This window comes from Kutzneria chonburiensis, assembly GCF_028622115.1.
In the GTDB taxonomy this organism is placed as follows: domain Bacteria; phylum Actinomycetota; class Actinomycetes; order Mycobacteriales; family Pseudonocardiaceae; genus Kutzneria; species Kutzneria chonburiensis.
This window is the reverse complement of the sequence record NZ_CP097263.1, coordinates 1,872,690-1,896,015: the sequence shown is the minus strand read 5'-3', so window position 1 is coordinate 1,896,015 and position 23,326 is coordinate 1,872,690. Positions and strand designations below refer to the sequence as shown.

Genomic DNA, 23,326 nt, shown 5'->3' with positions numbered 1-23,326 from the left:
CAGTGGAGGACCGATGGAACACACGCCGCGCGTGGCGATCATCGGTGACGCCGACACCGAGCTGCCGGAAAAGATCCCCGGCCTCGACATCGTGCCCCTGACCAGCCACTACGACGCCATCTACCTCGGCGGCATCGATCAAGCCCACGCCCGCCGCCGCAAGGCCGAGTTCACCGACGTCCCCTGCCTCACCCGCGAGGAAATGACCGCCGTCGGCCTCACCGGACGGCTACTGGTCCTGCTCTCCCGCACCGGCCGAACACCGGCATCGGCACGGGTGGTCATCGTCGAATCGACCGCCATACCGACGCTGTGCACGCTGCTGCTGGCCGCCGGCATCGGCGACATCGTCTCGTGGGAACCCACCGACGCACTCAGCTACCCACTACGCCAGATCACCTACCACTCCGACGCCGTCATCGACCCCCTCGGCGGCGGCGTACCCGTCGTCCTGCCCTCCACCGAAACCGGCCAACCACCTCTGATCGCCGCCGACGACCCCGCCTACCCACTACTCGCCTTACCCGGGCTCGTCCGCGCCCTGCTCGCCTACCCCGGCACCCGCCCCGAGTTCGACGTCCTGCGCGCCTGCGCCTTCGCCCTCGCCGCCCACACCCCGGCCCACCGCTGGCTGCCCGATCAGGACGATCCCGAACTATGCGACACGGTGTTCACCATGGCCAGCCGCGCCATTACCTCGTTCCGGTGATGGACACGGGTTGACGTTGCGGTCCGCACTCGACCCACTACGGTTGAAGTCCGCGAAATTCCGCGCCGTCCACGAAAGGGGCGAGATGTCGTCGTCGGATCTGGGGTACGCCGCACCGAGCTCGGTACCGGTGGGCGTGGACACCACGCGGGCGAGCATCGCCCGCGTGTACGACGCGGCGTTGGGCGGCAAGGACAACTACGAGATCGACCGGCTGGTGCTCCAGCAGGTCGCCACCCGGGCGCCCGAGGTGCGCGACCTGGCGTGGTCCAACCGGAACTTCCTGATCAGGGCCGTGCGGTTCGTGGCGGAGCAGGGCGGCGTCACGCAGTTCCTGGACTGCGGCTCCGGGCTGCCGACCGCCGAGAACACCCACCAGGTCGTGCAGCGGGTCAACCCGGACAGCATGGTCGTCTACGTCGACAACGACCCGGTGGTGCTGGCCCACGGCCGCGCGCTGCTGGAGGACGCGCCGCACACGCACGTCGTCGCCGAGGACATCTTCCAGCCCGGCCAGCTGCTGGCCAATCAGGAGATCCGGCGCTACATCGACTTCGACCGGCCGCTGGCGCTGCTCCAGGTCGGCACGCTGCACCACTACAACGCCGACGACGGCGCGGACATGATGCGCGAGTACATCGCCGCCCTGCCCAGCGGCTCGTTCGTCATCATCGCCCACTTCTTCGACCCGGAGACGCCCGGCCTGACCGAGCTGGCCCAGAAGATGGAGCAGCTGTTCATCCACAGCCCCATGGGCTCCGGCCGGTTCCGCACCGAGCGGGAGCTCATGGCCTTCGTCGAGGGCCTCGAACTCATGCCGCCCGGCCTGAACAAGGCCCCCGGCCTGGCGCTGTGCGACGACTGGTGGCCGGACGGCCCCCGCCTGACCCCGCTCAACGACGTCGAGCAGTGCATCGCCGGCCTGGTCGCCCGCAAGCCCTAGCGCCGGAACGCGCCGGCGATGCGACGAAGGGGAACCATCAGCCGGTCGCGGAAGGCCCAGGCGTGCATGCCGAAGGTCAGTCCGAGGGCCAACGGCGTGAGCGGGTCGTACAGCGGCGTCGACTGCTGGGCGACCTCGGCCTCGACGATGGGGTGCTGGATCTCCTTCTCGGTGAACCCCACGACATCGCCCACTTTGCCGGCGCCGCTTCGGGCGGCGCCGCGCATCCCCGCCAGTCCGTCCGCGGCCGCCTCGACCTCTTCGAGCTCGTCGCCGACGGTGCCGGCGCGCCGCAACGCCCACTCGAGCACCCGGGCGTCAACCGAGGCCAGCTCCCGTGCGGACAAGCCGGTGGCCTGGATCAGCGATCGTGCGGCGGCGAGGCTGACCGACCCGCCGGCCACGGTGACGGAGACGGCGACGATCTTGCCGGTGTCACCGCAATTGCCGGCGGCCGCGGCCGCGGCGTAGCGGACTTCGCACGCCGACGCCGTCCCCGGCATCACCAGCAGCATCAGGACGACGGTGCCGACCAGTCCGACCAGGTACCTCACGGGGCCACCACCCAGGGGTTTCGTTTCATGTCGATGATTCGGGCGCGCAGCTCCGGCGCCATGGTCACGCCGAGTTCGAGCTGCCGGTCGTGCAACTCGGTCAGCCATCGATACGCCGGCAGGCCGCGCTGCGCGAAGGTGGCCAGCCGGAGGCCGAACCGCCGCCGCGCATCGAGCAGGATCGGCACCTCGGCCCCGATGACCGCGCCGGAGCCGTCGGCCGCCGCCGCGGTGAGGCCGGCCGCCATCGCCGTGGACTGGTCACGCATTCCCTTGCGCAGCAACAAGACGTACATCAGCACGAACGGCAGCTGCAACGCGATCACGGCCAGCGGCTGGACCACCAGCGCGGACAGGGTGGGGTCGCCGACGGTCAGCCGACCGGCGACCACGGTGAGGATCGAGTCGTTGGCGAAGTGCCCGCAGATGGCCATGCCGAAGCCGAGCCCGATCACCAGCCGGCGGCGGCGCGGATCGGCCAGCCGGCCGGCGATGCCGAACCCGGCGCCGACCAGCGCGGAGAATGCCGTGTGCGCGCCGAACAGACCCACGGCCTGGCGGATCCAGAACTGGAAGGCGCCGTCGCCGGTCATGTACTCGACGCTCTCCAGCAGGTTGAACCCCAGGCCGACGGTGGCGCCGACGACGATGCCCGAGGCCACGCCGTGCCAGCGCTGCCGGGTGGCCAGGTAGATCGCGCCGATCACCAGCCCTTTGCCCAGCTCCTCGAACACGCCGGCGTCGACCGCCAGCAAGGTGCCGGTCAACTGCTTGGCGGCCAACAACTCCCGCTGGAACGAGCCGTCACGCAGCCGCGCCAGGTCGGGGTGGGCGAGCATGCCCTGCACCTTCGACCACACCAGAAACGCCGGCGCGTAGTCGATGTTCAGCGCGTTCATCGAGCCACCGAAGCCGGTCGCCACCAGCAAGCCGCCCGCGAACGCCGTCGGCAGCACGCCGCCGGGCAGCCGCCGCAGCCGCTGCGTGCGACGGATCGCCCAGACCGCCGCCGCTGTGGTCGGCAGGCACGAGAGCGTGAGCGGGAAGAACCGGACCAGGTCGATGACCGGGTCGATGACGAACGGCAGCACGAGCACCGCCGCAGCGATCAGCTTGCGGCGCAACAGGACCAGCGCCAACGCGAGCGGCCAGCTCGCGATCGCGCCCCAGAACGGGATGAAGTTCTCCACCGGCACGCCCGGGTAGAAGATGCCGGCGGTGGTTCCCCCGTTGGCCGGCTTGAGGAACTCCAGCAGCACGGCGACCGCGTAGCAGGCGGACAGCAGAGTGGCCATGAGCAGGATCGCTCGCGACACGGCGGTCATCCTGCCGTCGGAAAAGTCGGAAAGCTGGGCAGGGAAGGAAAGTCGGACGGCAGGGACGGGAAGGTCGGCACGGTGGACGGCACGCTCGGCAGCCCCGACGGCGGTCCGGTCTGGTTGGTCGGCCCCGAGCGCTGCGGCATGCCCGGCACGGAGGGCAGCTGGAAGTCGGTCGACACCGGGGCGAACGCGGCGATGATGCCCACCACGCCGATGACGGCGGCAACCGCGGCGCAGCCGGCGAACATCCGGACCAGGGCGGTCTGGTCATCGGCCGGCGGCGGTGCGTCGAAAGATCGTCGCGGCGTTTCGACCGACGCCGGCCCAGAAATCGACGCCGGAATGGACATCGGAATCGGTGCTGTGGCCGGCTCCACGACGGACCGTTCACGGCTGACGATGGTCAGGGCCAGCACGGCCAGCGCCGGCAGTCCGACGCAGTACACGAAGATCAGCAGCGGGCCGATACCACTGTCCAGCACCACCGCGTCCACCACTCGAAACGCGATCCAGGCAACGGCTGCGCAACACCCGCCGATGGCCGTCGGCGGTCCGAATCGCTTGCGGGCCAACAGCCCCACGCCACCGAGCCCGTACAGCACCAGTTGCGCCAATGCCGTCATCAGCATGCCGGCGGTGAGCACGGCCGGCACCAGGTCACGGGTGAGCCGCAGGAGCAGGACCAGTTCGACGGGCGTGAGCAGCAGGCCGATCGCGGCCCCGATGAGGGCCATGACGCCGGCGGCGGCCCTCATTTCGCCGCCGCCAAGGTGATCCGGCCGTCCGGCGGCGGCTCGGACCACACCACGGGATGGGTGCTGCCGTCGTTGAAGGTGCCGGCGGGGTGGATCACGAGCGTGCCGCCGGTCATCGTGACCGGCACGTCGAACAGCAGCAGTTGGTCGGTCACCTTGACCGGCGCGGCGGTGCCGCCGTCGAACTCGACGGCGAAGGTCTGCTTCGGGTCCAACTGGAAGTTCAGGTCGACTGCGCAGGCCGGCGGCAGGTCGAAGAGGGTGTCGTAGTCGGGCACCGACACCGGGTTGGTCAGCATGGTGTAGTTGATCGGCAGCCAGGCCCGGCCGGGCTTGGCCCAGCCGACGTCCGGCCCCCACGGCAGCACGGCCGTGCCGGTGCCGCCGCCGATGAAGTCGATCGACATCGTGGTCTGCCGGCGGCAGCCGCCCGAACTGGTCTTGCCGCTCTGCGCGTAGGTGTCAGGGCTCAGGTTCAGCGCCCGTTCCGGGTAGTAGCCCTGGATCTCGTCCGAAGCGCGCTTCCCGGTGCGCAGGTCCAGGGTCTGGGTACGGCCGGTGTCGGTGATCTTGAGCAGCGCGGTGTGCCCGGTGGCCACGCTGACCACGAGGCCGGAGCCACGCTGGATGGCGGCCACGCTCGTCTTGTGACCGGCGCCGTCCACCATGATCGCGGCGGTCACGTCGTCGTCCGGACCAGGGGCGTCGGCCAGCGTCGCGGGGTCGATCGTCAGCAGCAGGAACTCATAGCCGGGCGCGGCCTCGTACTGGTAGCTCGCGGTGCGGCTGACCTCGACGGTGGTGAACCGGAGCGCGAAATGCGGTCCGACGAGCGCACCGAGGCCATTGCTGAAGTTTCGCGCGCCGGTGGTCGGCATACCGGGATCGTTGCCGACGTAATCGGCCGCCTTCGCCGGGAGCCCGGAGTCCGTGTTGTCGTCGATGAATGTGAACAAGACGAACGGAACCACGCCGAGCAGCACCACGACGGCAACGGCGAAACCCACCCAGAGGACAATTTTTCGACGCTTTTCCGGTGGCGCTGGAACTGTCATGACGCGGAGCGTAGGCAGCCGCCGGACCCGGCGCGGGACAACCGGCGATGTCGGGACGCGGGATGCCCGCTACCAGGGGTTTCGGTTGTTCATCCCGGGACGTGGGGCGTCAGTGGTAGTCGGTGCAGCCCTCGCCGCCGGTGCGGCGAATGGGTTGTGGCACGTCGCCGCAGGCCCGGAACAGCCAATTCGGCCCGGTGTCGTGCGCACGCGATGTGCCCGACTCCGCACTCACCGGGAAAGGCCCGCACTGCACCCAGCTCCGGCCGCCGTCCGAGCTCCAGTCCAGCCATACCCGATCGCCGAATTTCGCGCCGGAGATTTTCGCCCATGCCGCGCTCCGGCCGTCGTCACCCTTTCCGATGATCAGTTCCACGGTCGGTTTGTGCTCGGTCGCGTTCAAGGAGACGAACGGGACGACGTCCTCGCCGTTGCCGCCCGGCCACGGCCAGCTCGCACACGCGGCGTCCTCGGCCGGCGGCTTCGACTGCCCGATCCGCACGCCCGCGTACAGGCCGAGACCGCCGAACACGACGGCCGTCAGCACAAACGCGCCGGCCAGCAGCCAGCGGCGACTCCGCGGCTTCTCCGGCTGCGGCGCCGGTTCCGGGTCGGGTTCCGGCTCCGTCGCGCGGCGGCGCTGGCCGGCTTCCTGCCACAGCCCCCGCAGCTCGGCGACGTCCTGGCCGGCCAGCCGGCCCAGCTGCTCGACCACCGGCCACGGCGGCGCCGACTGGCCGCTGAAGTACCGGGACAGCGACGAGTCGCTGACGTGCAGCTCCGCTTCCAGGTCCTTCAGGCTGCGCCCGGTCTGCTTGCGCAGTTGCCGCAGGTGGGACGCGAGCCGGCTGGCGGCGGTATCCACGGACACCCACGCCCCCTCGAGTTTCTCGGCTGCCGTCAGCCGTCGATTCTGCCAGGCCGGCCGATCGACGCCGTGTGTGCTGCCGGCGTGAACACGGCAGCACACACGACCCGCGGGCGTTGTCAGCCCTGGAAGTACGCGCCCGAGAAGTCGACCGCCGAGCCCGGTGCGGGCTGGATCAGGTCTTCCTGCGGCTCGGTGTCCAGGTAGGCGATCACCGGGCAGTCGATGAGCGCCTTGACGCTGCCGTACGGCGCGCCACCGGGGCCGGTGAGCAGGTCGGGATGCGCGGCGGCGAGCTTGAGGATCTGGAACTCGTCGGTCTGCCGGGTGTTGAGTCCCTGCTGGACCGCCTTCGGGGTCCACTGGCCGAACTGCGCCTCCCACAGCGGGCTGTAGGCGTCACGCCGGTTGTCCTGGCTCAACGTCGGGAAATCGCCTTGGACGTTGAGCGCGTCGCCGCCATGGCTGAGCGCCTGGAGCAGAGCCTTGTTGCCCAGCGACGCGTCCTCGCTCGCGTGGCCGTCCACGATCAGGTGCGCCAAACCCTGCGCCTGCGGGTTGGTCGCGCCGGTCTGCCCGTTGACGAACGGGAAGATGCGCTCGCGGGCACTGCCGAGGAAGTCGTCGCCGCCGGTGAACGCCACGTTGTTCAGCGCCGGAACGTAGGTCGCGCGCTCCAGGACCGCGGTCGTCGCGTCGCTGGCGTCGGAGGACAGGTAGACGATCGGCTTGCCGGAGTCGAAGCCCCGGATGAAGAGCAGATCGACGGAGGCGCCGTGGAACTGCGACGGGCCGGTGGCCTTGGCCGCCGGGTGGATCGCCAGCACGCGGTCCGCGGTGTTCGTGTGGTGTTCGACGTCGAAGGGGCCGTCGCCGACCGCCACGATCGGTGCGTTGTAGACGGTCTGCGAGCCCTCGACCCGGATGAACGGGCTGTACTTCGCGTCACCGACCGCGCCGGGAGTGGCTTGGCTGGGCGGAAAACCGGTCGGGCCGGCCGTCAGCACACGCGTCGGGCTGAAGTCGGGGATGCCGGCGAAGTGAACAGTCCCCTCGCCGAAGATGTTGTCCGACGGGCCGTTGAGGGTGACGTCCTGGACGCAGGTGGCACACCCGATCCCCGCGTTGGCCAGCTTCGGCGCGAAGTTCAGGCCGAGGTCGTCGGCCGCGCCCTGGTCCGAGGCCTCGGTCAGCACGTACCAGACCGTCTGCCCCTTGAATTCCCCCCGGTGCAGCGGTAAGCGGACGTACTCGTTCTGCAGGTCCACCTTGATCGCGCTGGGCAGGATGGTCTTGCTGACCGGCAGCGTGCCCGACGTCGCCCCGGTGCCCGGCGTCGCCCCGCCTGGATAGCCACCACCCGCCGCCGAGGCGCTGGCCTGGGTGGTGACGATCGACGCCACCGCCAAGCCCACCACGGCCAGGGCGACCGCGTGTCTACGACCGTGAATCCCCACAGGAGACTCCTTGCTGTTGTTCGAACGGGAAGCGCGAGACGGACATGTTGCCGCGCAAGGGAATGCTCGACACGGTCTGATCTCGGCACCGCCGACGCTACCGCCACGCAAGCCGATCAGCTTGTTACGGAAGGATTATCTCTCCACCCCGCCGACGAAAGCGTGCCGGACGACCGCATTCGGTAATCCGAGCATCACTCATAAAATCAGCGCGTGCCACCGAGTGGTCTACACCTGCCGCCACGACGGGTCGTGGCGTTTCACCATTACCCGATCGGGGTATGTCCACGCCCTGTACGTGTGGCCAAGGAGGTCAGCGCGATGAGTACGCCCACCCACTCCCGCCGACACATCACGCTGAGTGATCCGGCAACGATGCCCACCGACATCAGCGGCAGACTGTCGCTTTTCGACCGGGTGGCCACCCACGCCGAGGGATTCGCGTCACGTGCGTGGTTCTTCGCGCTGTGCGTGCTGCTGGTCGTGGTGTGGGCGCCGTCGTTCTTCCTGTTCGGCAGCGTCGACACCTGGCAGCTGATCATCAACACCGTCACCACGATCGTCACCTTCCTGCTGGTGGCGCTGCTGCAGAACACGCAGAAACGCGCCGACGACGCCGTGCAGCACAAGCTGAACGCCATCGCCGAGGGACTCGCGGTGCTGATGAGCCATCACGCCGGCGAGAAACTGGACCTGGCCGAGTGCCGGACCGAACTGCGCGCCGCGGTCGGACTGGAGGACCGGGAAAGCGCCTGATCACGGGTCATCCGACAACGCCGTTGCCGGGGTCGTGGCCGACGGTCACCAGCCCGGTCTCGTAGGCGATGACGACGAGCTGCGCCCGGTCCCGCGCGGCGAGCTTGGTCATGATCCGACTCACGTGCGTCTTCGCGGTGAAGGGACTCAGGAACAGCGTGCCGGCGATCTCGTCGTTGGACTGGCCGCGGCCGACCAGGGCCAACACCTGCCGCTCCCGATCGGTGAGCCGGTCGATACGGTATTCGGACGCCACTGTGCCGGGACGTCCCCGCGCCGCGATGTCGGCTATGAGACGACGGGTGACGCCGGGCGACAACAGGGCGTCCCCGGCGGCGACGATCCGCACGGCCTGCACCAGATCCGCGGGCTCGGTGTCCTTGACGACGAAGCCGGCGGCGCCGGCCCGCAGCGCCTCGTAGACGTACTCGTCGGACTCGAAGGTGGTCAGGATCAACACCCGCACGCCGGCGAGATCCTCGCTGTCGGCGATGCGCCGGGTCGCTTCGAGCCCGTCGACGCCGGGCATCCGGATGTCCATGAGGACGACGTCGGCCCGGGCGGATGCCGCGAGGCTGACGGCCTGTTCGCCGTCGGCGGCCTCCCCGACCACGACGATGTCGTCGGTGTGCTCGAGCAGCGCGCGAAAGCCGGCGCGGATGAGGGCCTGGTCGTCGGCCAGCAGCACGCGGATCACACGGACTCCAGCGGAAGTCGCGCGGTGACCTCGAATCCGCCGGTGTTCGCCTTGCCGATGTCCAGCCGCCCGCCCGCGGCCGCCGCCCGTTCCCGCATCCCGATCACGCCGTGCCCGCTCGTCGGCCAACTGGCCGGCGGCCCCCAGCCGGTGTCGGTGACGCGCAGGTGAACCGCCCGGCGGCCGTAGGTGATCTCGACCGTTGCGGTGGCCGGACCGGCATGGCGGATGGCGTTGGTCAGCGACTCCTGCACGATGCGGTAGGCCGCCAGGTCGACCGCCGGTGGAAGCGCGGCCGGAGGCGCGCCGTTGGTGACCACGGCCGTCGGCAGCCCGGCGGCGATGACGCCGGCGACCAGGGCGTCGAGCCGGGCCAGGCCCGGCTGCGGCTGGGTCGAATCGGGATCGTCGACCTGCCGGAGCACGGCCAGGATGGCCCGCAGCTCACGGAGACCGTCCTTGCTGGCGGTCTTGATGGCCTGCAATGCGCTGGCCGTGTTCGGGGGAAGATCGCTGCCGACGTAGGCGGCGACGCCGGCCTGCACGTTGATGGTCGACATCGTGTGGGAGACGACGTCGTGCAGCTCGCGGGCGATCCGCAGCCGCTCGGCGTCGACGGTGCGGCGGGTCTTCTCCTGGTGCGTCCGTTCGAGCAGCTCCGTGCGCACCCGGACCTCCTCGATGTAGCGACGCCGGTTGGCGCTGGCGATCCCGCCGAGCAGCGCCACCGCGACCAGGCCGGTCAACGCGATGTCACCGCTGGTGACCGCGACCGCCGGGCCGACGACGATGGCCACCGCGAGCGCGGCCAGCGTCGCGACGGCCAGCAGGACGGCGTCGAGCACCGGCACCATCAGCGCGACCGTGTACAGCGCGATGGGCGGGATGACCAGTGCGGCGTCGCTGACGTAGCCCAGCAGCGCGAAGGCCAGCACACCGACAATCGTGGCCGCCAGCACGCCCCGCGGGTGTCGGCGCCGCCAGGCCAGGGCCATTCCCGCGGCGGCCACCAGAAGATAGGCCCATCCGGGAGCGGGAACGATGACATTCCCATGATAGAACGGTCCGGAATCGAAGGACGGATTCGACTCGCTGTAACAGCCCCACACCGTGACGGCAGTCACCGTTACGGCCAGGACAATGTCGGCGACCAGCGGTGGCAGCCGCCAGTGGACGCCTGGCGCGAAGCCTTGGGTGCTCACCTCGCAATGGTAGAGGGAGAACGCGGGTGGCGGTCATCTGCCGCGGGAAGGCCGACCGTACTCCCCACGAAGTAGGTGGCGACACTTCCTCAGGAGTAGCACGGGAGTACCAACTGACTCCCGTGGCGCGATGCCGGCGACCGAGTTCGCGGCGACGCTTTCCGCATGAGGATTGCTTTTCGTCATCCGGCCCATTCATGCCTACGGCCGGAGCCGCCTCGGCGCGCCCTTTCCGCATTGGCGGCGCGAATCCGTGATTACCTCGGGTCGAACGCCGTTCAGTCGGCGCTCGGGCAGCCGGCGCAGGCGCCACCGTTCGCGGCGGCCGACGAGATTCCACTGATCGAGGCCGCGCTGAGCCGCCGGACCGTGCTGACCACCGCCGGCATCGCCGGTGCCCTGGCCGCGGCCACCGTCATCGCCGATGTCACCGGGGCGTTCGGCCGTGGCGGCGGAGGTGACAGCCCGTTCGGCGAGCCGTTTCCGGGCACGCACCACAACGACAACACGCAGAGCGGCAACGACCCCAACTCCGGGATCAAGACGCTCACCAGCGAGGCTCCGCTGCCGGCGCAGTTCAGTGCGACGCTGCCGATCCCGAAGCAGCTCCAGCCGACCCGCCAGACCTCGGACACCGACTACTACGACATCGTGCAGTCAGCGGCGACCGCGGAGATCCTGCCCGGCCTGAAGACGCCGATCTGGGGCTACAACGGCACTTTCCCCGGACCGACCATCGTGCAGAACCCCGGCCGCAACGTCGTCGTGACCCATCGCAACAACCTGCCGGTGCCGACCGTCGTGCACCTCCACGGCGGCGCGATCCCGCACGACAGCGACGGCTACCCCACCGACTTCGTGCTGCCCGCCGCGTCCTACGGCGATTTCCCGGCCATGCCGGCGATGGGCGACATGCCGGCCATGACCGACCCCCAGGCCGTCGTCACCCGGCAGACCCGCGACTACACGTATCCGACACCGCCACGGGCGGCGACGCTCTGGTACCACGACCACCGGATGGACTTCACCGGCGCGAGCGTGCACCGGGGCCTGGCCGGCTTCCACCTCGCCCACGACGCCGAGGAGCAGGAACTCCCCTGCCGCAAGGATCCCGGGACGTGCCGCTGATGATCGTCGACCGTGCCTTCGCCGCCGACGGCTCCTTCCGCTACCCCGCACTCGATCCCGCGATGCGGTCGACCCCTGGCGTGGACAGGGACGCCGGCAACGGCGTCATGGGCGACGTGATCCTGGTCAACGGCGCGCCGTGGCCGGCGATGAAGGTCGACGCGGCGCGCTACCGCTTCCGGATCCTGAACGCCTCCAACGCGCGCACCTACCAGCTCGCCCTCGACGACTCGACCGGCTTCACCCAGATCGGCACCGACCAGGGCCTGCTGGCCGCGCCGCAGCAGCTCGACGCCATCGCCCTCTCGCCGGCCCAGCGGTTCGACGTGGTGATCGACTTCAGCAGGCACAGGGTCGGCGACCGGATCACCCTGACCAACCAGCTCGGCTCCGACTCCACCGGCGTCGTGATGCGCTTCGAAGTAGCCCGAACGGCCACCGACACCAGCAGCGTCCCGGCCACACTGTCCACTGTGGACCCGATCGACCCGAGCTCGTCGGTGGCGACCCGGACCATGACGTTCCACCGCGCCGGCACCGACTGGGAGATCAACGGACGGGTCTTCGACCCGACGTACTCCGAGGCCGACGTGCGGGCCGGCAGCACCGAGGTGTGGACGGTGACCTCGGACTTCCACCACCCCTTCCACGTGCACAACGCCACCATGCAGGTCGTCTCCCGCGACGGCCAGGACCCCGGCCCGTACGACCGGGGTTGGAAGGACACCGTCTTCCTGAACAAGGGCGAGAAGGTGCGGATCGCCATCCGCTTCAGCGACTACAAGGGCCGCTACGTCTTCCACTGCCACAACCTCGAGCACGAGGACATGGGCATGATGGCCAACTTCACGATCAACTGACGAGATCCGCCAAGGCGCGATCAGTTGCCGGTCTGTCGTCGGTACTGGCCCGGCGGCCGGCCGTATTCCCGCCGGAACGCCGTGGAGAACTGGCCCATGCTCTGGTAGCCGCTCGCCTTCATCACCTGCTCCAGCGGTCGCGTGGTGGTCTGGAGCAGGTGCGCCGCCCGTCGTAGCCGCAGCATCACCAGGCAGCGGTGCGGCGTGGTTCCGGTGGCGTTCTTGAACGACCGCAGCAGGTGATACTTGCTCATCTTCACGTGGGCGGCGAGGCTGTCGAGGGTGATGTCCTCGGCCAGGTTGTCGTGGAAGTAGGCCATGATGCTGCGCAGCGTGGTCCGGTCGAGCGCGGCCCGCCGCTCGACCGGACGGACGCCGGACGTGACGCGGAGCAGGTGCGCGGCCAGCGAGGTCGCGAGGGAGTCCGCGTAGAACGCGGAGGCACGGTCGTGGATGGCGTCGGCGACCGCGTAGCCGGTCGCGGCGACGAACGGGTCATTCATGAGGAGGCGGTCGGGCAGTTCCTCGGGCAGCAGCAGACCGAGCCCGCCGAGTTCCCAGCTGACCTCGTCGATCAGATGCGGATACAGGTACAGGTGAACCGACCGCGGCGGCTGCGGTTCCGTGACCTGCCATCGCAGTGTGCGCGAGGTCTGCGGGGCGGTGATCCGGGCGGACCCGGGCTGGTAGGCGACCCGCTGCTCCCGGCTTTCGAGCATGCAGCGCCCTCGAGTGGCCACCACGACGTGCAGCGCGGCGGTCGGTGTCGTGGTGAACTCCGCGACCAGCGGATCGGCGTAGGTGCGCGCCAGCATGGTCGTCCACCCGAGCCCCTCGCTGGTCAGCAGCAGCGAGGACGGCAGGGTGCGGTCGGCCTGCCGGATCGTGGCCACAGCCGCCACGTGTGACGGTATCTCGTCGGCGGACATTCAGGCCGTCCTCCTTCTCCGGTCAGAGGGCGGGCAGCTCGGGAAGTGGCCCCGAAGCGAGCTTCGCGGCCTCCTCGCCGCGAACGCCGAAGGCGCGCAGGATGAGCTCGGCGGTGACCGTCCCCGCCTCGCGCCAGGTCTGGTGACCTTCGAGGACCGTCCACATCGCACTGACGACGGCGCCGATCACCAGGGACATGAGGCTGATCGCCATGTCCGGCGCGACCGTGTAGCGACCGGTCCTGATGCCTTCCTCGACGTCACGCATCGGCGGACCGGAGAGGGCTTCGCGCAGCGAACCGTCGGTCATGCCGAACTGCACCAGGAACCGGCCCATCGTGGGGTCCTCGTGGGCGCGGCGCACGATCATGCGGATCCCGGTGGCCAGCCGCAGCGGCGGGTCGAGGACACGATCGGCGTCCATCACCCGCGCGTTGGTGTCGTGCAGGTCGGCCACCAGCTGGGTCCTGGCCTGGACGAACAGCTGCTCGACCGACTCCACGTTCCGGTACAGCGTGCCCCGGGCGACGCCCGCCTCCTCGGCCAGCTCGCTCATGGTCACGTTGGTGCCGCCCCGAGCGGCGAACAGTCGCAGCGCCGCGGCGTGGAGCCGCTTCTCCGTCGCGTTCACCGTCACCCCTTGGATCGATCGTACTGGACAGGAGCGTACCGGGTGAGACACTAGTGTTCAATACTGAACGCTTGTGTCCTGCGGCACCGCGGAGCGGGTCGTCGGCAGGACCGCGACAACCACGGCCGACAGGCCGAAGAACAAGGCGCAGACGACCAGACCGCCGCTGAACCCGATCGCGCCGGCGACACCGATGAGGGCGAACGGGGCGAAGGCCGAGATGCCCCGCCCCACGTTGAAGCAGAAGCCGACCCCGGTCGTCCGCACCCGCGTGGGGAACAGCTCGCCGAGATAGGCGCCGAACAGCCCGAAGAAGGCGGTGCAGAACCCGTAGAGCGGGCCGAGCCAGAGCAGGGTGTCCGCCCGGGTGGTGAGTGCGTAGACCGGCAGGGCGATCGTGACGCCGACGAGCGAGAGCAGGATCGCGGCCCGCTGCCCGATGCGGTCGGCCAGGACACCGAAAGCGTTGTATCCCAGGAACATTCCCAGGTTCAACGCGGTCAGGGACCACGCGACCGACGCCGGGGACAGGCCTCGCTCGGTGCCGAGGTAGGTCGGCAGCCAGGTGGACGAGCCCCAGAACCCGATCAGGGCGAGCGCGGCCATCAGCGTGCCGAGCAGTGTCGCCCGCCGCAGCGGACCACGAAGGACATCGCCGACGACAACCGGCTTCTCGCTGTCCGTCCGGTCGGCCAGCCAACTCGAGGACTCCCGGAAGAACGCCGCGACGATCAGGATCGGCAGCGCGACCAGCAGGCCGGCGATGAGGAACATGAGCCGCCAGTCGGGCAGGAACAGGCCGGAGGTGACGGCCGCGAGCGCGCCGCCGATCGGGAACGCGCTGATGACGAAGGCCGAGGCCCGGTTGCGGCTCCGGTCGGGCCAGGTTTCGGTGATATAGGCCGAGACGACGCTCCACACCCCGCCGAGACCGAGCCCGGCCAGGAACCGGATCACCAGGAAGGTGCCGAACCCTGGCACTGCCCAGAGCGCCGAGGTGAAGACGCCGAACGCGGCCAGCGAGAGGATCAGAGCCTTCTTGCGCCCGAAGTTGTCGGCGAGGTAGCCGATGGCCAGGCTGCTGACGCCGATGCCGAGCAGCGTCGCGGTGGCGAGCAGTCCGGCCTGCCCGCCGGACAACCCGAGATCGTGGCGGATCGCCGGCAGGGCAAGCGACAGCAGGGTTATCTCGAACGCGTCGAAGAGATAGGCGATGAAGCATCCGATGAGCACGGTCCAACGCAAGATCCGCATGACAAGCCCTTCGCAGTGGCACGTCCTGGCCGCCACCCGTCGGCGGCCGGCGTGAGTGACCGTCACATTGCGGTGGTGACCGTAGGTAGGCGACCGGCTCGGACTCAAGCCGGTTGACCGCTCGTGCAGTGATCACGGAACGGCGAGCGATTATCTGCAATTTCCGGAAAGGACGGCGCAATTCACGGAATCCGTCAGAATACCGGTCTGTACGATGCGGATATGACAGTTCCCGTTCGGATCTACCAGCTTTTCGACGATGGCGATGTCGCCGGCATCGACGACGTCGTGGCGCCGGACATGATCGATCACAATCCCGTTCCCGGAGCGGAGACCGGCATCGACGGCCTGCGGCTGCTGGTCGCCGCGGTCAGGGACGGATTCACGGGAACCCGGCACGAGGTGATCTACCAGGGCGAGACGGCCGACGGGTGGACCGTCTGCCAGTGGCGGATGACCGGCACGCACACCGGCCCCTGGTTCGGCACGGCCGCGACCGGGCGAGCGGTGTCGTTCACCGGGATCGACCTCATGCGGGTCGTCGACGGGAAGGTCACCGAACTCCGACATGCGGAGGAACTCCTTCAGCTCACCGCTCAATTGACGGCGTGACCGCCCCCGTTCGACCGATGTTTCCCAGGATTGCCCGATTCATTCGCACTGTTGCCGACAACCGCTGAAGCGTTCACCACGCGACGGCGTCTCACTCATACTCTTTCGGAGCCTGCAATGGTCAACGCGCAGAAAATGTTCGCCACGATCGACCGGCTGGACGCCTACGGTTTTGCCGAGTTCTTCGCCGAGGACGCGACGGCGGTGGCCGGCAACGGCGATCCGGTGCTCGGCCGGCCGGCGATCCTGGCCGCGAATATCGCGTACATGGCGATGCTCAAGGGCATCCGGCACGTCATCCGTTCCAAGTGGACGGTCGACGACACCACGATCGCCGTCACCGACGTGACCTACACACGCCAGGACGACAAGCAGGTCACCATTCCCGTGGTGTCCATCTGGCGGGTCGGCGAGGACGACCTGATCACGGACTTCCGCCTCTACTACGACCTGACTCCCGTCTTCGCGTGACGAACCACCGTGCTGGCCGGATCGACGCCGGCTCACCCCTGCCCCACTCACAGGAGTCTCCATGGAAATCCCCTACGTCGTGGTCGCGACGGTACTCGCCGCCGCCCTCGTGGCATCGGGCCTGGGAAAGCTCACTCGCGCCAAGGCGATCGTCGACAGCATGACCAGGGTCGGCGTGCCGCTGCGGGCGTTTCCACCGCTGGCCCTGTGCGAACTCGCCGGGGCGGCGGGGCTGGTCGTCGGGATCTGGCGGCCGGCCCTCGGCATCGCGGCCGCGGTCGGCGTGATCCTGTACTTCGTGCTCGCGGCCGGCCAACACGTGCGAAGGAAGGACATCCAGGGCACGCCGCCCGCGGTGGTGCTGCTGATCCTCGCCGTCGTCGCGCTCGTCCTGCGACTCGTGTGGAGCTGAGTCACCGGGCCTCGAGCTGCTGGACCACCTGCTCACACAGCTCGTGTGTGAGCAGGGCATCCGCAAGCCCGACCGGGTCCGGCGCCCCAGCTCGTACGGCGTCCACGAAGGCGGTGCACACCTGCTCGAACCCGCGCCGTCGGGCGACCGGACTCCAGCCGTCGGCCGGGCGAAGCGTCCGCGTCCCCGCCTGGTGCACCACCACCTGATCGAGATCGAGCACCGCGAGCTTCGCCCCGTCTCCCGTCACTTCCAGCCGTTCCTCCTTCGCCCCGCTCAACCGGTGCATGGAGCCGACCGCGGTGAACCCGGGGCCGCTGAGCGTGAGGGAGACGTGGTGCAGGTCTCCGGCCGCGACGCGGCCGGAGACCACAGTGCGTTCGACCGGGCCCGGCAGCAGAAACCGCAGTGTGTCAACGACATGGATGAAGTCGTCGAACACGATCTCCCGTACCGGACCGGTGCTGTCGATCTCGTTCTTCCACACGGAGATCAGGTCTCGCGGCCGCTCACGGGCCTGCTCGTACGCCGGCACGTGCCGGCGGTTGAAACCCACCCGCAGCAGCACATCGGCCCGCTCAGCCTGGTCGACCAGCTGCCGCGCCCCGGCCAGGGTGTTGTCCAACGGCTTGTCCACGTACACGGGCACGCCGGCCGTCAACAGCCGACCGACCACCGGCAGATGCTGGTTGGTCGGCACGTGCACGAACGCCGCGTCCAGTCCGGCGGCCAGCAGCTGTTCAATATCGGTGAACAGGCGGTCGGCCGGCACCCGGTAGGTGCCGGCGACCGCGTCCAGCCGCTCCCGGCTGCGCGTCATCAGGTGCAGATCCAGGCCGGGCCGGGCCGGGCCGCCAACGTTGGCAGATAAGCCTTCTGGGCGATGCTCCCCAGGCCGATCACCGCGATTCGCAGCGGACCACCTTCGGCCGACCCCACCCGCTTCACGCCAGTTCCTCCCGCCGTCGTCACCGCGGCCCATTCTTCCTCCCGACGTAGGCAGCGGTGCGCCGCCGGTGAGGTTCAGCCGCAGGCTCAGGGGGCGCTGTGACCGCCGTCGACCGTCAGCGTGGCCCCGACGACGTAGGACGACGACGCCGAGCAGAGGAACAGGGTCGCCGCGGCGATCTCCCTCGTCTCCCCGATTCGATCGGCCGGAATCACCGCACGGGCGGCGCGCTCGAGTTCCGGCTCCTCCCGCATGCGAATCGTCATATCGGTTTTGGTGAGCCCGGGTGACACCGTGTTGACCCGGATCCCCTGTGGCGCGAGTTCGACCGCGAGGCAGCGGGCCAGTGCCTCGACCCCGCCCTTGGTCGCCGTATAGGCGGAGGTGTAGGCGTACCCCATTGTGCTGACGTTGCTGCCGATGAACACGATGCTCGCGTTCTTCGACAGATGCGGGAGCACCGCCTTGGTGAGCGCGAACGGGCCCCTCACGTTAGCGCGATGCATCTCGTCCAGCAATGCGGTGTCGGTGTCGGCGAAAGGCAGATAGTGGAACACACCCGCGCAGTGCACCAGCACGTCGATCTGCGCCGCCACTTCGCGGGCCGCGGCGACGATCCGCTGTATCGCGTCGTCATCGCCGATGTCCGCGGTGACGACCGGAGCGCGCACGCCCGTCTCCTCCGCTATCTGTACGGCGACCCGCTCGAGTTCCGCCTTGCGTCGACCGATCAGCAGCGGAACCGCCTCATTCCGGGCCGCCTGCCGAGCTATTTCGGCACCGATTCCGGTCGTCGCTCCCGTGACGAGAATCAGCTTGCCGGCCAGATCCGGGAATCTCGGCGCCAGGTCCACTTCAGCCGGGGCGGCGGCGATACCCCGAAAATCCGCGGGGACGGCGTCGGGCTTGGTCATCGATTCGCCGCCTGGAAGTTGGACTCGACCCGGTCGAACCAGCGCTGGCCCACCTCGACGCCGACCTTCGCCAGCAGGTGGTCCCGCGACTGCTCGGCGAGGTTCTTGACCCGGTTGAAGTCTACGTTCACCAGCTGCCCGTCGCGTTTGACGACGTTGCCGGCCACCAGGACGGTGTCGACGTTGTGGATCGTCGCCTGCCCGACCACCGTGCCGAGCGCGTCGTTGAACGGGATGAGGTTCCAGGCGTCGGTGTTCACCAGCACGATGTCGGCCTGCTTGCCCGGGGTCAGGCTGCCCACCTTGTGGTCGATGCCGCAGGCCCGCGCGCCCTGCAACGTCGCGAACTCCAGCACGTCGCGGGTCGTGATGCCGCCGGCGGGCGTCATCAGGCCCTGGTCGAGATACCTCTGATGGGTCACCGCCCGGTGCATGGCCAGCGTCGCCCGCATCGCGCCGAACATGTCGCCCGGCACCGAGTCGACGACGTCGATCGACAGGCTCGGGCGGATACCGACCTTCAGCAGCGGTTCGATCGGCGGGTAGCCGTGGCCCATGTGCATCTCGAGCTCGGCGGACACGGACGCCGTGCCGCCTGTGTCGGCCATGAGCCGGTATTCGCGCTCGGTCAGGGAATTGCAGTGGACGTAGGTGGTGTCGTCGCCGAGCAGACCGTGGGCTTCGAGCTGTTCGACCGGTTTGCTGCGAATTCCCCACAGACCGTCACCGACGTGCACGGTGATGCGGGCGCCTACCTCGCGGGCGAGACGGAAGTCGTCGATGGTGGCCTCGGTGGTCGCCCATTGCGGTCCGCGCAGTGACACCATGAGGTTCACCAATTGGTCGTCACTGGAGAAGTACTGCTCGCGAAGCCGGCGCACGTCGTCCGAGTGCCGCAGATCGCTCACCGGCTGCCAGCCGGCATTGGAGTCCCCGTGCGCGAACATCGCCCGCGAGCCCGATTCCTGGAGCGCGCTGATCGCCGCGTCCGCGTGTTCCGGGCTGTTCATGATGTGCGACCAGTCGAGCAGGGTCGTGATCCCGGCGTTGAGCGATTCGTACACTCCGACCAGGTTGCCGGCATAGACGTCCTCCGGCCGGTAATTCCAGCCGAGCATGCCGCGGATTCCCTGGAAGTAGTCATCCAGCGTCCAGTCGCAGCCCACTCCCCGCACCAGCGCCTGCCACGTGTGCCGGTGAGTGTCGACGAACCCGGGAATAGCCACCATGCCCGTAGCATCGATCACCTCAGCCCCCGCGACCTCCAGTCCCGGCCTGATCTCGCGAATGACCTTGTCCTCGATGAGAATGTCGCAGTTCGGAATCTCACCCACGTCGGGGTCGACACTGACAACCCAGGCGTTCTTGATCAGCTTGCGTGACATGGCACCCGATTCCTTCCGTGACTAGGCGCCGCTCGGCCCGGGGTCGCCGCCAGCCGGCCACCCGCGCGCCGGCGACGAGCACGGCCACCCAGATCGACGTGAACACGGGGATCGGACATCGGCACTCCATCGGGCCAGACGGTCGCTCAACGTTCAGCACTGTCAACCGCTCGTTCAGTGCTGTTGAACGTAACACGCCTCGGCCAGCCTGTGTAGTGCAGCCCGCCTACACGACCGGCACAGGCTGTTTGGCAGAAGCGGTTGGCCCGAAGGTGCCAGTTTCACTCGTCACTGAAGTCATAGTTAATAACTGCGCCACGCGGCCGGTGAGCGCGGCAGCGACCTCGCCGACAAGCACGGCGCCCATCCCGACGACGATTGGACGGCGTTCTCCAACATCGGCCGCGAGTTCGGCGGCGTCGTGCAGATCTTCGCCGAGACCGCCCGCATCACCGAGTTCTTCGTACGAGGCCTCGAACGCCACGGCAAGCCGGCCCTGGACCTCCAAGAAGGACAGCGGCTCGACCTTGCCGAGGCACTCGACGTCGTCCGAAGCTTGCTTCGTGCACATCGGCTGGGACTACTACCTGTACGCCGGAGCGGTTGCCGACATCTCTGACGTCGTGCCCGCGGTGGAAGCCCTCGGCCTCTACGTCGAACCGGCTTGGTCTTCGCCCTACCACCCGGACGAGGAATAGCGTGAGGAACGGGTCATCCCGCCAGGGTGAGGATCCCGTCGGTGTCGTGGGCGAGGAAATCGCCGTGCGGCACCAGTTCCGAGGAAGCCCAGTTGCGCCGGGCGATGTCCGGCCGGAGCACCATGAGCTCTGGCACGACCGTCACCCGAGCGGGGCCGCCGATCACGATGTCGTCCTGGTCGTCCTCACCCGACGGCCCCCATCGGTCGACGATCAGGCCGATGGCCGACTCGGTGGCCCGGAACTCGGCCAGCAGCCGGCGGATCACCGTGTCCTGGCCCTTCCGGTAGACCGGGCCGCCAAAGCCGTCGAGGCTGTACTCCTCGACCACGACATCGCCGCCGACCCGCCGCACCGAGGCGATGACGGTGGCGTCCGGGTCGTCCTCCAGCCAGTACCGGAAGGTGAAGTGCTTGTCTCCCACCGCGGCCATGGCGGCGAGCAGCTCCTCGCGGAACATCTCGACCTGCTCGCCGATCTCGTCGAACGCGGTGATCCGGCCAGTGCCGGGATAGGCCAGCACCATGCCGGTCGCCGCCAGCGAGTCGACCCGCCGCCGTACCCGCGCCGGCGTCCAGTCCCGCCGGTACAGTCGCACAAAACCGTCAGACATTTCCTGCCTACTTCGGGAAGTCGCCGTCGCCGAGCCACTTCGTGGCGATGTCGATGGCCTCCTGCGGAGTGCCCTCCTCAAAATAGGCCCTGGCCGCCACGCCGGCTTGGTCGGCGCGCTGTGCCGGTTGATCGGTTGACAGGGCGCAGCGGGAATAACCCGGCACGGTTGCGGGCACCCGATCGTCATGACCGCAAACCTCGTGCTTGCCGCCAGCGCCGCCGGGCAGGGGCCCGACGACATCCTCACGGCCATCATGGCCGCCCTGTTGTTCGTCGCCGTGGGCGGCGGTGTGCTCGCCTACATGGCGTTACGGCACACTTCACGGCGCTGACCGCGACCAGGGCATGCCGGCGCCGGGGTTCGGCTGTGGGTGAACGGGATCCGACCGGGGAACATCGCCTCGTGGCGGGGCGTTGTGTCGTCAAGCACGACACCTGTCCCGCGATGTTATGACCTCTTACATTCTGGGGAGTGGGTGCGGCGCCCCGGAGGAGGAGTCATGACCCTGATCGGCACCACGGCACTCGGCGGACGGCCCGGTGGGGACCGTCTCGTCCGGATCCGGCAGTCCCCGAACTACCGGGACGGCGCCTTCCAGAACCCGGCCGGCCCGGCGGAGCCGATCCCGTCGGGACACCACCCGTCCGCAAGCGCGGACCGGCGCCGCCCGGCCAGACCGGTGCCGCTGGTCCGGCCCGACTTCACGGTGCCGGCGGACGGTGTGCGCACCACCTGGCTGGGGCATTCGACCGTGCTGGTGGAACTCGACGGCGGCACCGTCCTGTTCGATCCGGTGTGGAGCAACCGCGTCTCGCCGTCCGCGCTGGTCGGCCCGAAGAGGCTGCATCCGGTGCCGGTCGGGCTGTCCGGCCTGCCACCGGTTGACGCGGTGGTGATCTCGCACGACCACTACGACCACCTCGACACCGCGACCATCAAGGCGATCGCCGCCCGGTGGCCGAAGACGCGGTTCGTGGTGCCGCTCGGCGTCGGCGCGCACCTGCAACGCTGGCGCGTCCCGGCCGACCGTATCGACGAGGTGGACTGGACGGAGTCGGTGACCGTCGCCGGCGTCACGCTCACGGCAACGGCGGCGCGGCATTTCTCCGGGCGGGTTCGTCCGGGCAGCAACGTCACCCAATGGGCGGGCTGGGTGGCGGCCGGCGCGACCCACCGGGTGTTCTACACCGGCGACTCCGGCTACTTCGACGGATACCGTGAGATCGGCCGGCAGCACGGCCCGTTCGACGTGACGCTGATCCAGATCGGCGCGTACTCCCGGCTCTGGCCGGATGTGCACATGACGCCGGAGGAAGCCGTTGCCACGCACCGAGCCCTGCGCGGCGAGCTGCTGATCCCGGTGCACTGGGGCACCTTCGCGCTCGCCGGGCACTCCTGGTCCGAGCCGATCGAACGACTGCTGGCCGCCGCACCGGACCTGCGCGTGGCGGTGCCGCGCCCGGGCGAATTCGTGACGGACGCGCCCACAACGGACTCCTGGTGGCGTGACAGCGCGTGAATGTTAGCCTCGGTAACATGCCCAAGCCGGCCGGTTCCTACCACCACGGCGACCTGCGGCGGGCGCTGCTCGCCGCCGCACTGGAGCTCGTGGCCGAGAAGGGGCCGCAGGGGTTCACGATGAGCGAGGCGGCCAAACGCGCGGGAGTCAGCTCGGCCGCCCCGTACCGGCACTTCGCGGACAAGGACGCCCTGCTCGGCGAGGTCGCCGAGCAGGGATTTGTCGCGCTGGGTCAGGCGCTGGACCGCATCGCCGCCCGTGGCCGGGATCCGCGCGAGCTGCTGGTCCGGCTCGGCCGCGGCTACGTGCGGTGGGCCCTGGCCAACCCGGACCACTACAAGGTCATGTTCGACGACGCGTACGGCGTCGAGGACTTCTCCGACGTGCGCCCGGCCGGCCGGCACACCTTCCTGGTCCTGCTCAACGCCATCGAGGCCGGCCAGCAGGCAGGCCTGCTCCGGGCGCAGGATCCCCGCGCCGTCGCCGGACCGCTGTGGTCGGTCATCCACGGCATCGCGCTGCTCCAGATCGGCCACAAGTTCCGCGCGGTCGGCATCAGGGAGGGCGCCGAGGCCCTCGCCGCCCGTACCATCACCGCGCTGCTGGCCTCGCCGGAGATCGCGTAACCAC

30 protein-coding genes are annotated in these 23,326 nt (G+C 69.2%); 12 read left to right on the top strand and 18 right to left on the bottom strand.

The genetic code is table 11. From position 1 onward, the window contains the following. Positions 1–13 precede the first annotated feature (13 nt). Positions 14–709, top strand: a complete 696-nt coding sequence (locus M3Q35_RS08755) for a hypothetical protein (RefSeq protein ID WP_273941160.1) — start codon at positions 14–16, stop codon at positions 707–709. Between the two features lie 85 nt (positions 710–794). After that, positions 795–1,652 (top strand): SAM-dependent methyltransferase, encoded by an 858-nt coding sequence (locus M3Q35_RS08750; protein WP_273941159.1) that lies wholly within the window; start codon positions 795–797, stop codon positions 1,650–1,652. Here M3Q35_RS08750 and M3Q35_RS08745 read toward each other — a convergent pair. From M3Q35_RS08745 to M3Q35_RS08720, 6 genes are all read right to left on the bottom strand, one after another. Continuing rightward, complete coding sequence (locus M3Q35_RS08745) at positions 1,649–2,206, bottom strand: hypothetical protein (protein WP_273941158.1); 558 nt, start codon at positions 2,204–2,206, stop codon at positions 1,649–1,651. The two genes, M3Q35_RS08750 and M3Q35_RS08745, sit on opposite strands and share 4 nt — an antisense overlap. Beyond that, positions 2,203–3,522: a PrsW family glutamic-type intramembrane protease gene (locus M3Q35_RS08740; protein WP_273941157.1), complete on the bottom strand. Its 1,320-nt coding sequence runs from the start codon at positions 3,520–3,522 to the stop codon at positions 2,203–2,205. Before M3Q35_RS08740 ends, M3Q35_RS08745 begins: the two co-directional genes overlap by 4 nt. Before the next feature lie 5 nt (positions 3,523–3,527). Next, a complete protein-coding gene (locus M3Q35_RS08735) occupies positions 3,528–4,283 on the bottom strand; it encodes a hypothetical protein (protein ID WP_273941156.1) in 756 nt (251 codons plus the stop codon). Beyond that, positions 4,280–5,290: a hypothetical protein gene (locus tag M3Q35_RS08730; RefSeq protein ID WP_273941155.1), complete on the bottom strand. Its 1,011-nt coding sequence runs from the start codon at positions 5,288–5,290 to the stop codon at positions 4,280–4,282. The genes M3Q35_RS08735 and M3Q35_RS08730 overlap by 4 nt, the downstream gene beginning before the upstream one ends. A gap of 157 nt (positions 5,291–5,447) precedes the next feature. Continuing rightward, positions 5,448–6,209, bottom strand: a complete 762-nt coding sequence (locus tag M3Q35_RS08725) for a helix-turn-helix domain-containing protein (RefSeq protein WP_273941154.1) — start codon at positions 6,207–6,209, stop codon at positions 5,448–5,450. 116 nt (positions 6,210–6,325) lie between these two features. Beyond that, positions 6,326–7,663, bottom strand: coding sequence for a hypothetical protein (locus M3Q35_RS08720; RefSeq protein WP_273941153.1), 1,338 nt, complete (start codon positions 7,661–7,663; stop codon positions 6,326–6,328). A 321-nt stretch (positions 7,664–7,984) separates the two neighbouring features. Between M3Q35_RS08720 and M3Q35_RS08715 the strand changes: the two genes are divergently transcribed. Next, positions 7,985–8,419: a low affinity iron permease family protein gene (locus tag M3Q35_RS08715; RefSeq protein ID WP_273941152.1), complete on the top strand. Its 435-nt coding sequence runs from the start codon at positions 7,985–7,987 to the stop codon at positions 8,417–8,419. 7 nt (positions 8,420–8,426) lie between these two features. Here the strand turns inward: M3Q35_RS08715 and M3Q35_RS08710 are convergent, their stop codons facing one another. Further along, entirely contained in the window at positions 8,427–9,116 is a 690-nt protein-coding gene (locus M3Q35_RS08710; RefSeq protein WP_273941151.1) for a response regulator, read from the bottom strand. Further along, positions 9,113–10,318 carry a histidine kinase gene (locus tag M3Q35_RS08705; RefSeq protein ID WP_273941150.1) on the bottom strand — a complete coding sequence of 402 codons (1,206 nt, stop codon included), beginning with the start codon at positions 10,316–10,318 and terminating at the stop codon, positions 9,113–9,115. Before M3Q35_RS08705 ends, M3Q35_RS08710 begins: the two co-directional genes overlap by 4 nt. 237 nt (positions 10,319–10,555) lie before the next feature. Between M3Q35_RS08705 and M3Q35_RS08700 the strand changes: the two genes are divergently transcribed. Next, positions 10,556–11,446 (top strand): multicopper oxidase family protein, encoded by an 891-nt coding sequence (locus M3Q35_RS08700; protein WP_273941149.1) that lies wholly within the window; start codon positions 10,556–10,558, stop codon positions 11,444–11,446. Further along, positions 11,446–12,306, top strand: coding sequence for a multicopper oxidase family protein (locus M3Q35_RS08695; protein WP_273944287.1), 861 nt, complete (start codon positions 11,446–11,448; stop codon positions 12,304–12,306). Before M3Q35_RS08700 ends, M3Q35_RS08695 begins: the two co-directional genes overlap by 1 nt. Before the next feature lie 20 nt (positions 12,307–12,326). On the opposite strand, the gene M3Q35_RS08690 is transcribed toward M3Q35_RS08695, so the two are convergent. From M3Q35_RS08690 to M3Q35_RS08680, 3 genes are read right to left on the bottom strand one after another with little or no spacing between them, the layout of a single operon-like run. Then, complete coding sequence (locus M3Q35_RS08690) at positions 12,327–13,235, bottom strand: helix-turn-helix domain-containing protein (protein WP_273941148.1); 909 nt, start codon at positions 13,233–13,235, stop codon at positions 12,327–12,329. Positions 13,236–13,257: 22 nt separating this feature from the next. After that, positions 13,258–13,866, bottom strand: coding sequence for a TetR/AcrR family transcriptional regulator (locus M3Q35_RS08685; RefSeq protein ID WP_273941147.1), 609 nt, complete (start codon positions 13,864–13,866; stop codon positions 13,258–13,260). Positions 13,867–13,923: 57 nt separating this feature from the next. Continuing rightward, on the bottom strand, positions 13,924–15,120 hold the full coding sequence (locus tag M3Q35_RS08680; RefSeq protein WP_273941146.1) for an MFS transporter: 1,197 nt from the start codon (positions 15,118–15,120) through the stop codon (positions 13,924–13,926). A 222-nt stretch (positions 15,121–15,342) separates the two neighbouring features. On the opposite strand from M3Q35_RS08680, the gene M3Q35_RS08675 reads away from it, so the two are divergent. The 3 genes from M3Q35_RS08675 to M3Q35_RS08665 all read left to right on the top strand — a co-directional run bounded on the left by M3Q35_RS08675 (position 15,343) and on the right by M3Q35_RS08665 (position 16,615). Further along, positions 15,343–15,732 carry an ester cyclase gene (locus M3Q35_RS08675; RefSeq protein WP_273941145.1) on the top strand — a complete coding sequence of 130 codons (390 nt, stop codon included), beginning with the start codon at positions 15,343–15,345 and terminating at the stop codon, positions 15,730–15,732. 117 nt (positions 15,733–15,849) lie between these two features. Beyond that, positions 15,850–16,203: a nuclear transport factor 2 family protein gene (locus M3Q35_RS08670; RefSeq protein WP_273941144.1), complete on the top strand. Its 354-nt coding sequence runs from the start codon at positions 15,850–15,852 to the stop codon at positions 16,201–16,203. Between the two features lie 61 nt (positions 16,204–16,264). Next, complete coding sequence (locus M3Q35_RS08665) at positions 16,265–16,615, top strand: DoxX family protein (RefSeq protein WP_273941143.1); 351 nt, start codon at positions 16,265–16,267, stop codon at positions 16,613–16,615. Between the two features lies 1 nt (position 16,616). Here the strand turns inward: M3Q35_RS08665 and M3Q35_RS08660 are convergent, their stop codons facing one another. The 5 genes from M3Q35_RS08660 to M3Q35_RS08640 form a co-directional block, all read right to left on the bottom strand. After that, positions 16,617–17,435: a Gfo/Idh/MocA family protein gene (locus M3Q35_RS08660; protein ID WP_273941142.1), complete on the bottom strand. Its 819-nt coding sequence runs from the start codon at positions 17,433–17,435 to the stop codon at positions 16,617–16,619. Beyond that, a complete protein-coding gene (locus tag M3Q35_RS08655; RefSeq protein WP_273941141.1) occupies positions 17,435–17,563 on the bottom strand; it encodes a hypothetical protein in 129 nt (42 codons plus the stop codon). Before M3Q35_RS08655 ends, M3Q35_RS08660 begins: the two co-directional genes overlap by 1 nt. Positions 17,564–17,650: 87 nt before the next feature. Continuing rightward, the gene (locus M3Q35_RS08650) at positions 17,651–18,478 is read right to left on the bottom strand and encodes an SDR family NAD(P)-dependent oxidoreductase (protein WP_273941140.1); all 828 of its coding nucleotides are present in this window, start codon (positions 18,476–18,478) and stop codon (positions 17,651–17,653) included. After that, positions 18,475–19,863, bottom strand: coding sequence for an amidohydrolase family protein (locus M3Q35_RS08645; protein WP_273941139.1), 1,389 nt, complete (start codon positions 19,861–19,863; stop codon positions 18,475–18,477). Before M3Q35_RS08645 ends, M3Q35_RS08650 begins: the two co-directional genes overlap by 4 nt. Before the next feature lie 226 nt (positions 19,864–20,089). Next, positions 20,090–20,434, bottom strand: a complete 345-nt coding sequence (locus tag M3Q35_RS08640; RefSeq protein ID WP_273941138.1) for a hypothetical protein — start codon at positions 20,432–20,434, stop codon at positions 20,090–20,092. Here M3Q35_RS08640 and M3Q35_RS08635 point away from each other — a divergent pair. Then, positions 20,427–20,561, top strand: a complete 135-nt coding sequence (locus M3Q35_RS08635; protein ID WP_273941137.1) for a hypothetical protein — start codon at positions 20,427–20,429, stop codon at positions 20,559–20,561. The genes M3Q35_RS08640 and M3Q35_RS08635 overlap by 8 nt on opposite strands. 13 nt (positions 20,562–20,574) lie before the next feature. Here the strand turns inward: M3Q35_RS08635 and M3Q35_RS08630 are convergent, their stop codons facing one another. Both M3Q35_RS08630 and M3Q35_RS08625 read right to left on the bottom strand, forming a co-directional pair. Continuing rightward, positions 20,575–21,174 carry a hypothetical protein gene (locus tag M3Q35_RS08630; RefSeq protein WP_273941136.1) on the bottom strand — a complete coding sequence of 200 codons (600 nt, stop codon included), beginning with the start codon at positions 21,172–21,174 and terminating at the stop codon, positions 20,575–20,577. A 7-nt stretch (positions 21,175–21,181) separates the two neighbouring features. Further along, positions 21,182–21,352, bottom strand: a complete 171-nt coding sequence (locus M3Q35_RS08625) for a hypothetical protein (protein ID WP_273941135.1) — start codon at positions 21,350–21,352, stop codon at positions 21,182–21,184. Positions 21,353–21,361: 9 nt separating this feature from the next. Here M3Q35_RS08625 and M3Q35_RS08620 point away from each other — a divergent pair, with 9 nt between their 5' ends. From M3Q35_RS08620 to M3Q35_RS08610, 3 genes are all read left to right on the top strand, one after another. Beyond that, positions 21,362–21,508, top strand: coding sequence for a hypothetical protein (locus M3Q35_RS08620; RefSeq protein ID WP_273941134.1), 147 nt, complete (start codon positions 21,362–21,364; stop codon positions 21,506–21,508). A gap of 168 nt (positions 21,509–21,676) precedes the next feature. Beyond that, positions 21,677–22,696, top strand: a complete 1,020-nt coding sequence (locus M3Q35_RS08615; RefSeq protein ID WP_273941133.1) for an MBL fold metallo-hydrolase — start codon at positions 21,677–21,679, stop codon at positions 22,694–22,696. Between the two features lie 17 nt (positions 22,697–22,713). Then, positions 22,714–23,322, top strand: a complete 609-nt coding sequence (locus tag M3Q35_RS08610) for a TetR/AcrR family transcriptional regulator (RefSeq protein ID WP_273941132.1) — start codon at positions 22,714–22,716, stop codon at positions 23,320–23,322. Positions 23,323–23,326: the final 4 nt, after the last annotated feature.

Bases quoted from the DNA above. Each gene is read 5' to 3' on its own strand.
- M3Q35_RS08755 (WP_273941160.1), top strand. From the start codon at position 14: ATGGAACACACGCCGCGCGTGGCGATCATCGGTGACGCCGACACCGAG.
- M3Q35_RS08750 (WP_273941159.1), top strand. From the start codon at position 795: ATGTCGTCGTCGGATCTGGGGTACGCCGCACCGAGCTCGGTACCGGTG.
- M3Q35_RS08735 (WP_273941156.1), bottom strand. From the start codon at position 4,283: ATGAGGGCCGCCGCCGGCGTCATGGCCCTCATCGGGGCCGCGATCGGC.
- M3Q35_RS08715 (WP_273941152.1), top strand. From the start codon at position 7,985: ATGAGTACGCCCACCCACTCCCGCCGACACATCACGCTGAGTGATCCG.
- M3Q35_RS08695 (WP_273944287.1), top strand. From the start codon at position 11,446: ATGATCGTCGACCGTGCCTTCGCCGCCGACGGCTCCTTCCGCTACCCC.
- M3Q35_RS08690 (WP_273941148.1), bottom strand. From the start codon at position 13,235: ATGTCCGCCGACGAGATACCGTCACACGTGGCGGCTGTGGCCACGATC.
- M3Q35_RS08680 (WP_273941146.1), bottom strand. From the start codon at position 15,120: ATGCGGATCTTGCGTTGGACCGTGCTCATCGGATGCTTCATCGCCTAT.
- M3Q35_RS08675 (WP_273941145.1), top strand. From the start codon at position 15,343: ATGACAGTTCCCGTTCGGATCTACCAGCTTTTCGACGATGGCGATGTC.
- M3Q35_RS08670 (WP_273941144.1), top strand. From the start codon at position 15,850: ATGGTCAACGCGCAGAAAATGTTCGCCACGATCGACCGGCTGGACGCC.
- M3Q35_RS08665 (WP_273941143.1), top strand. From the start codon at position 16,265: ATGGAAATCCCCTACGTCGTGGTCGCGACGGTACTCGCCGCCGCCCTC.
- M3Q35_RS08660 (WP_273941142.1), bottom strand. From the start codon at position 17,435: ATGACGCGCAGCCGGGAGCGGCTGGACGCGGTCGCCGGCACCTACCGG.
- M3Q35_RS08650 (WP_273941140.1), bottom strand. From the start codon at position 18,478: ATGACCAAGCCCGACGCCGTCCCCGCGGATTTTCGGGGTATCGCCGCC.
- M3Q35_RS08645 (WP_273941139.1), bottom strand. From the start codon at position 19,863: ATGTCACGCAAGCTGATCAAGAACGCCTGGGTTGTCAGTGTCGACCCC.
- M3Q35_RS08640 (WP_273941138.1), bottom strand. From the start codon at position 20,434: ATGTGCACGAAGCAAGCTTCGGACGACGTCGAGTGCCTCGGCAAGGTC.
- M3Q35_RS08630 (WP_273941136.1), bottom strand. From the start codon at position 21,174: ATGTCTGACGGTTTTGTGCGACTGTACCGGCGGGACTGGACGCCGGCG.
- M3Q35_RS08620 (WP_273941134.1), top strand. From the start codon at position 21,362: ATGACCGCAAACCTCGTGCTTGCCGCCAGCGCCGCCGGGCAGGGGCCC.
- M3Q35_RS08615 (WP_273941133.1), top strand. From the start codon at position 21,677: ATGACCCTGATCGGCACCACGGCACTCGGCGGACGGCCCGGTGGGGAC.
- M3Q35_RS08610 (WP_273941132.1), top strand. From the start codon at position 22,714: ATGCCCAAGCCGGCCGGTTCCTACCACCACGGCGACCTGCGGCGGGCG.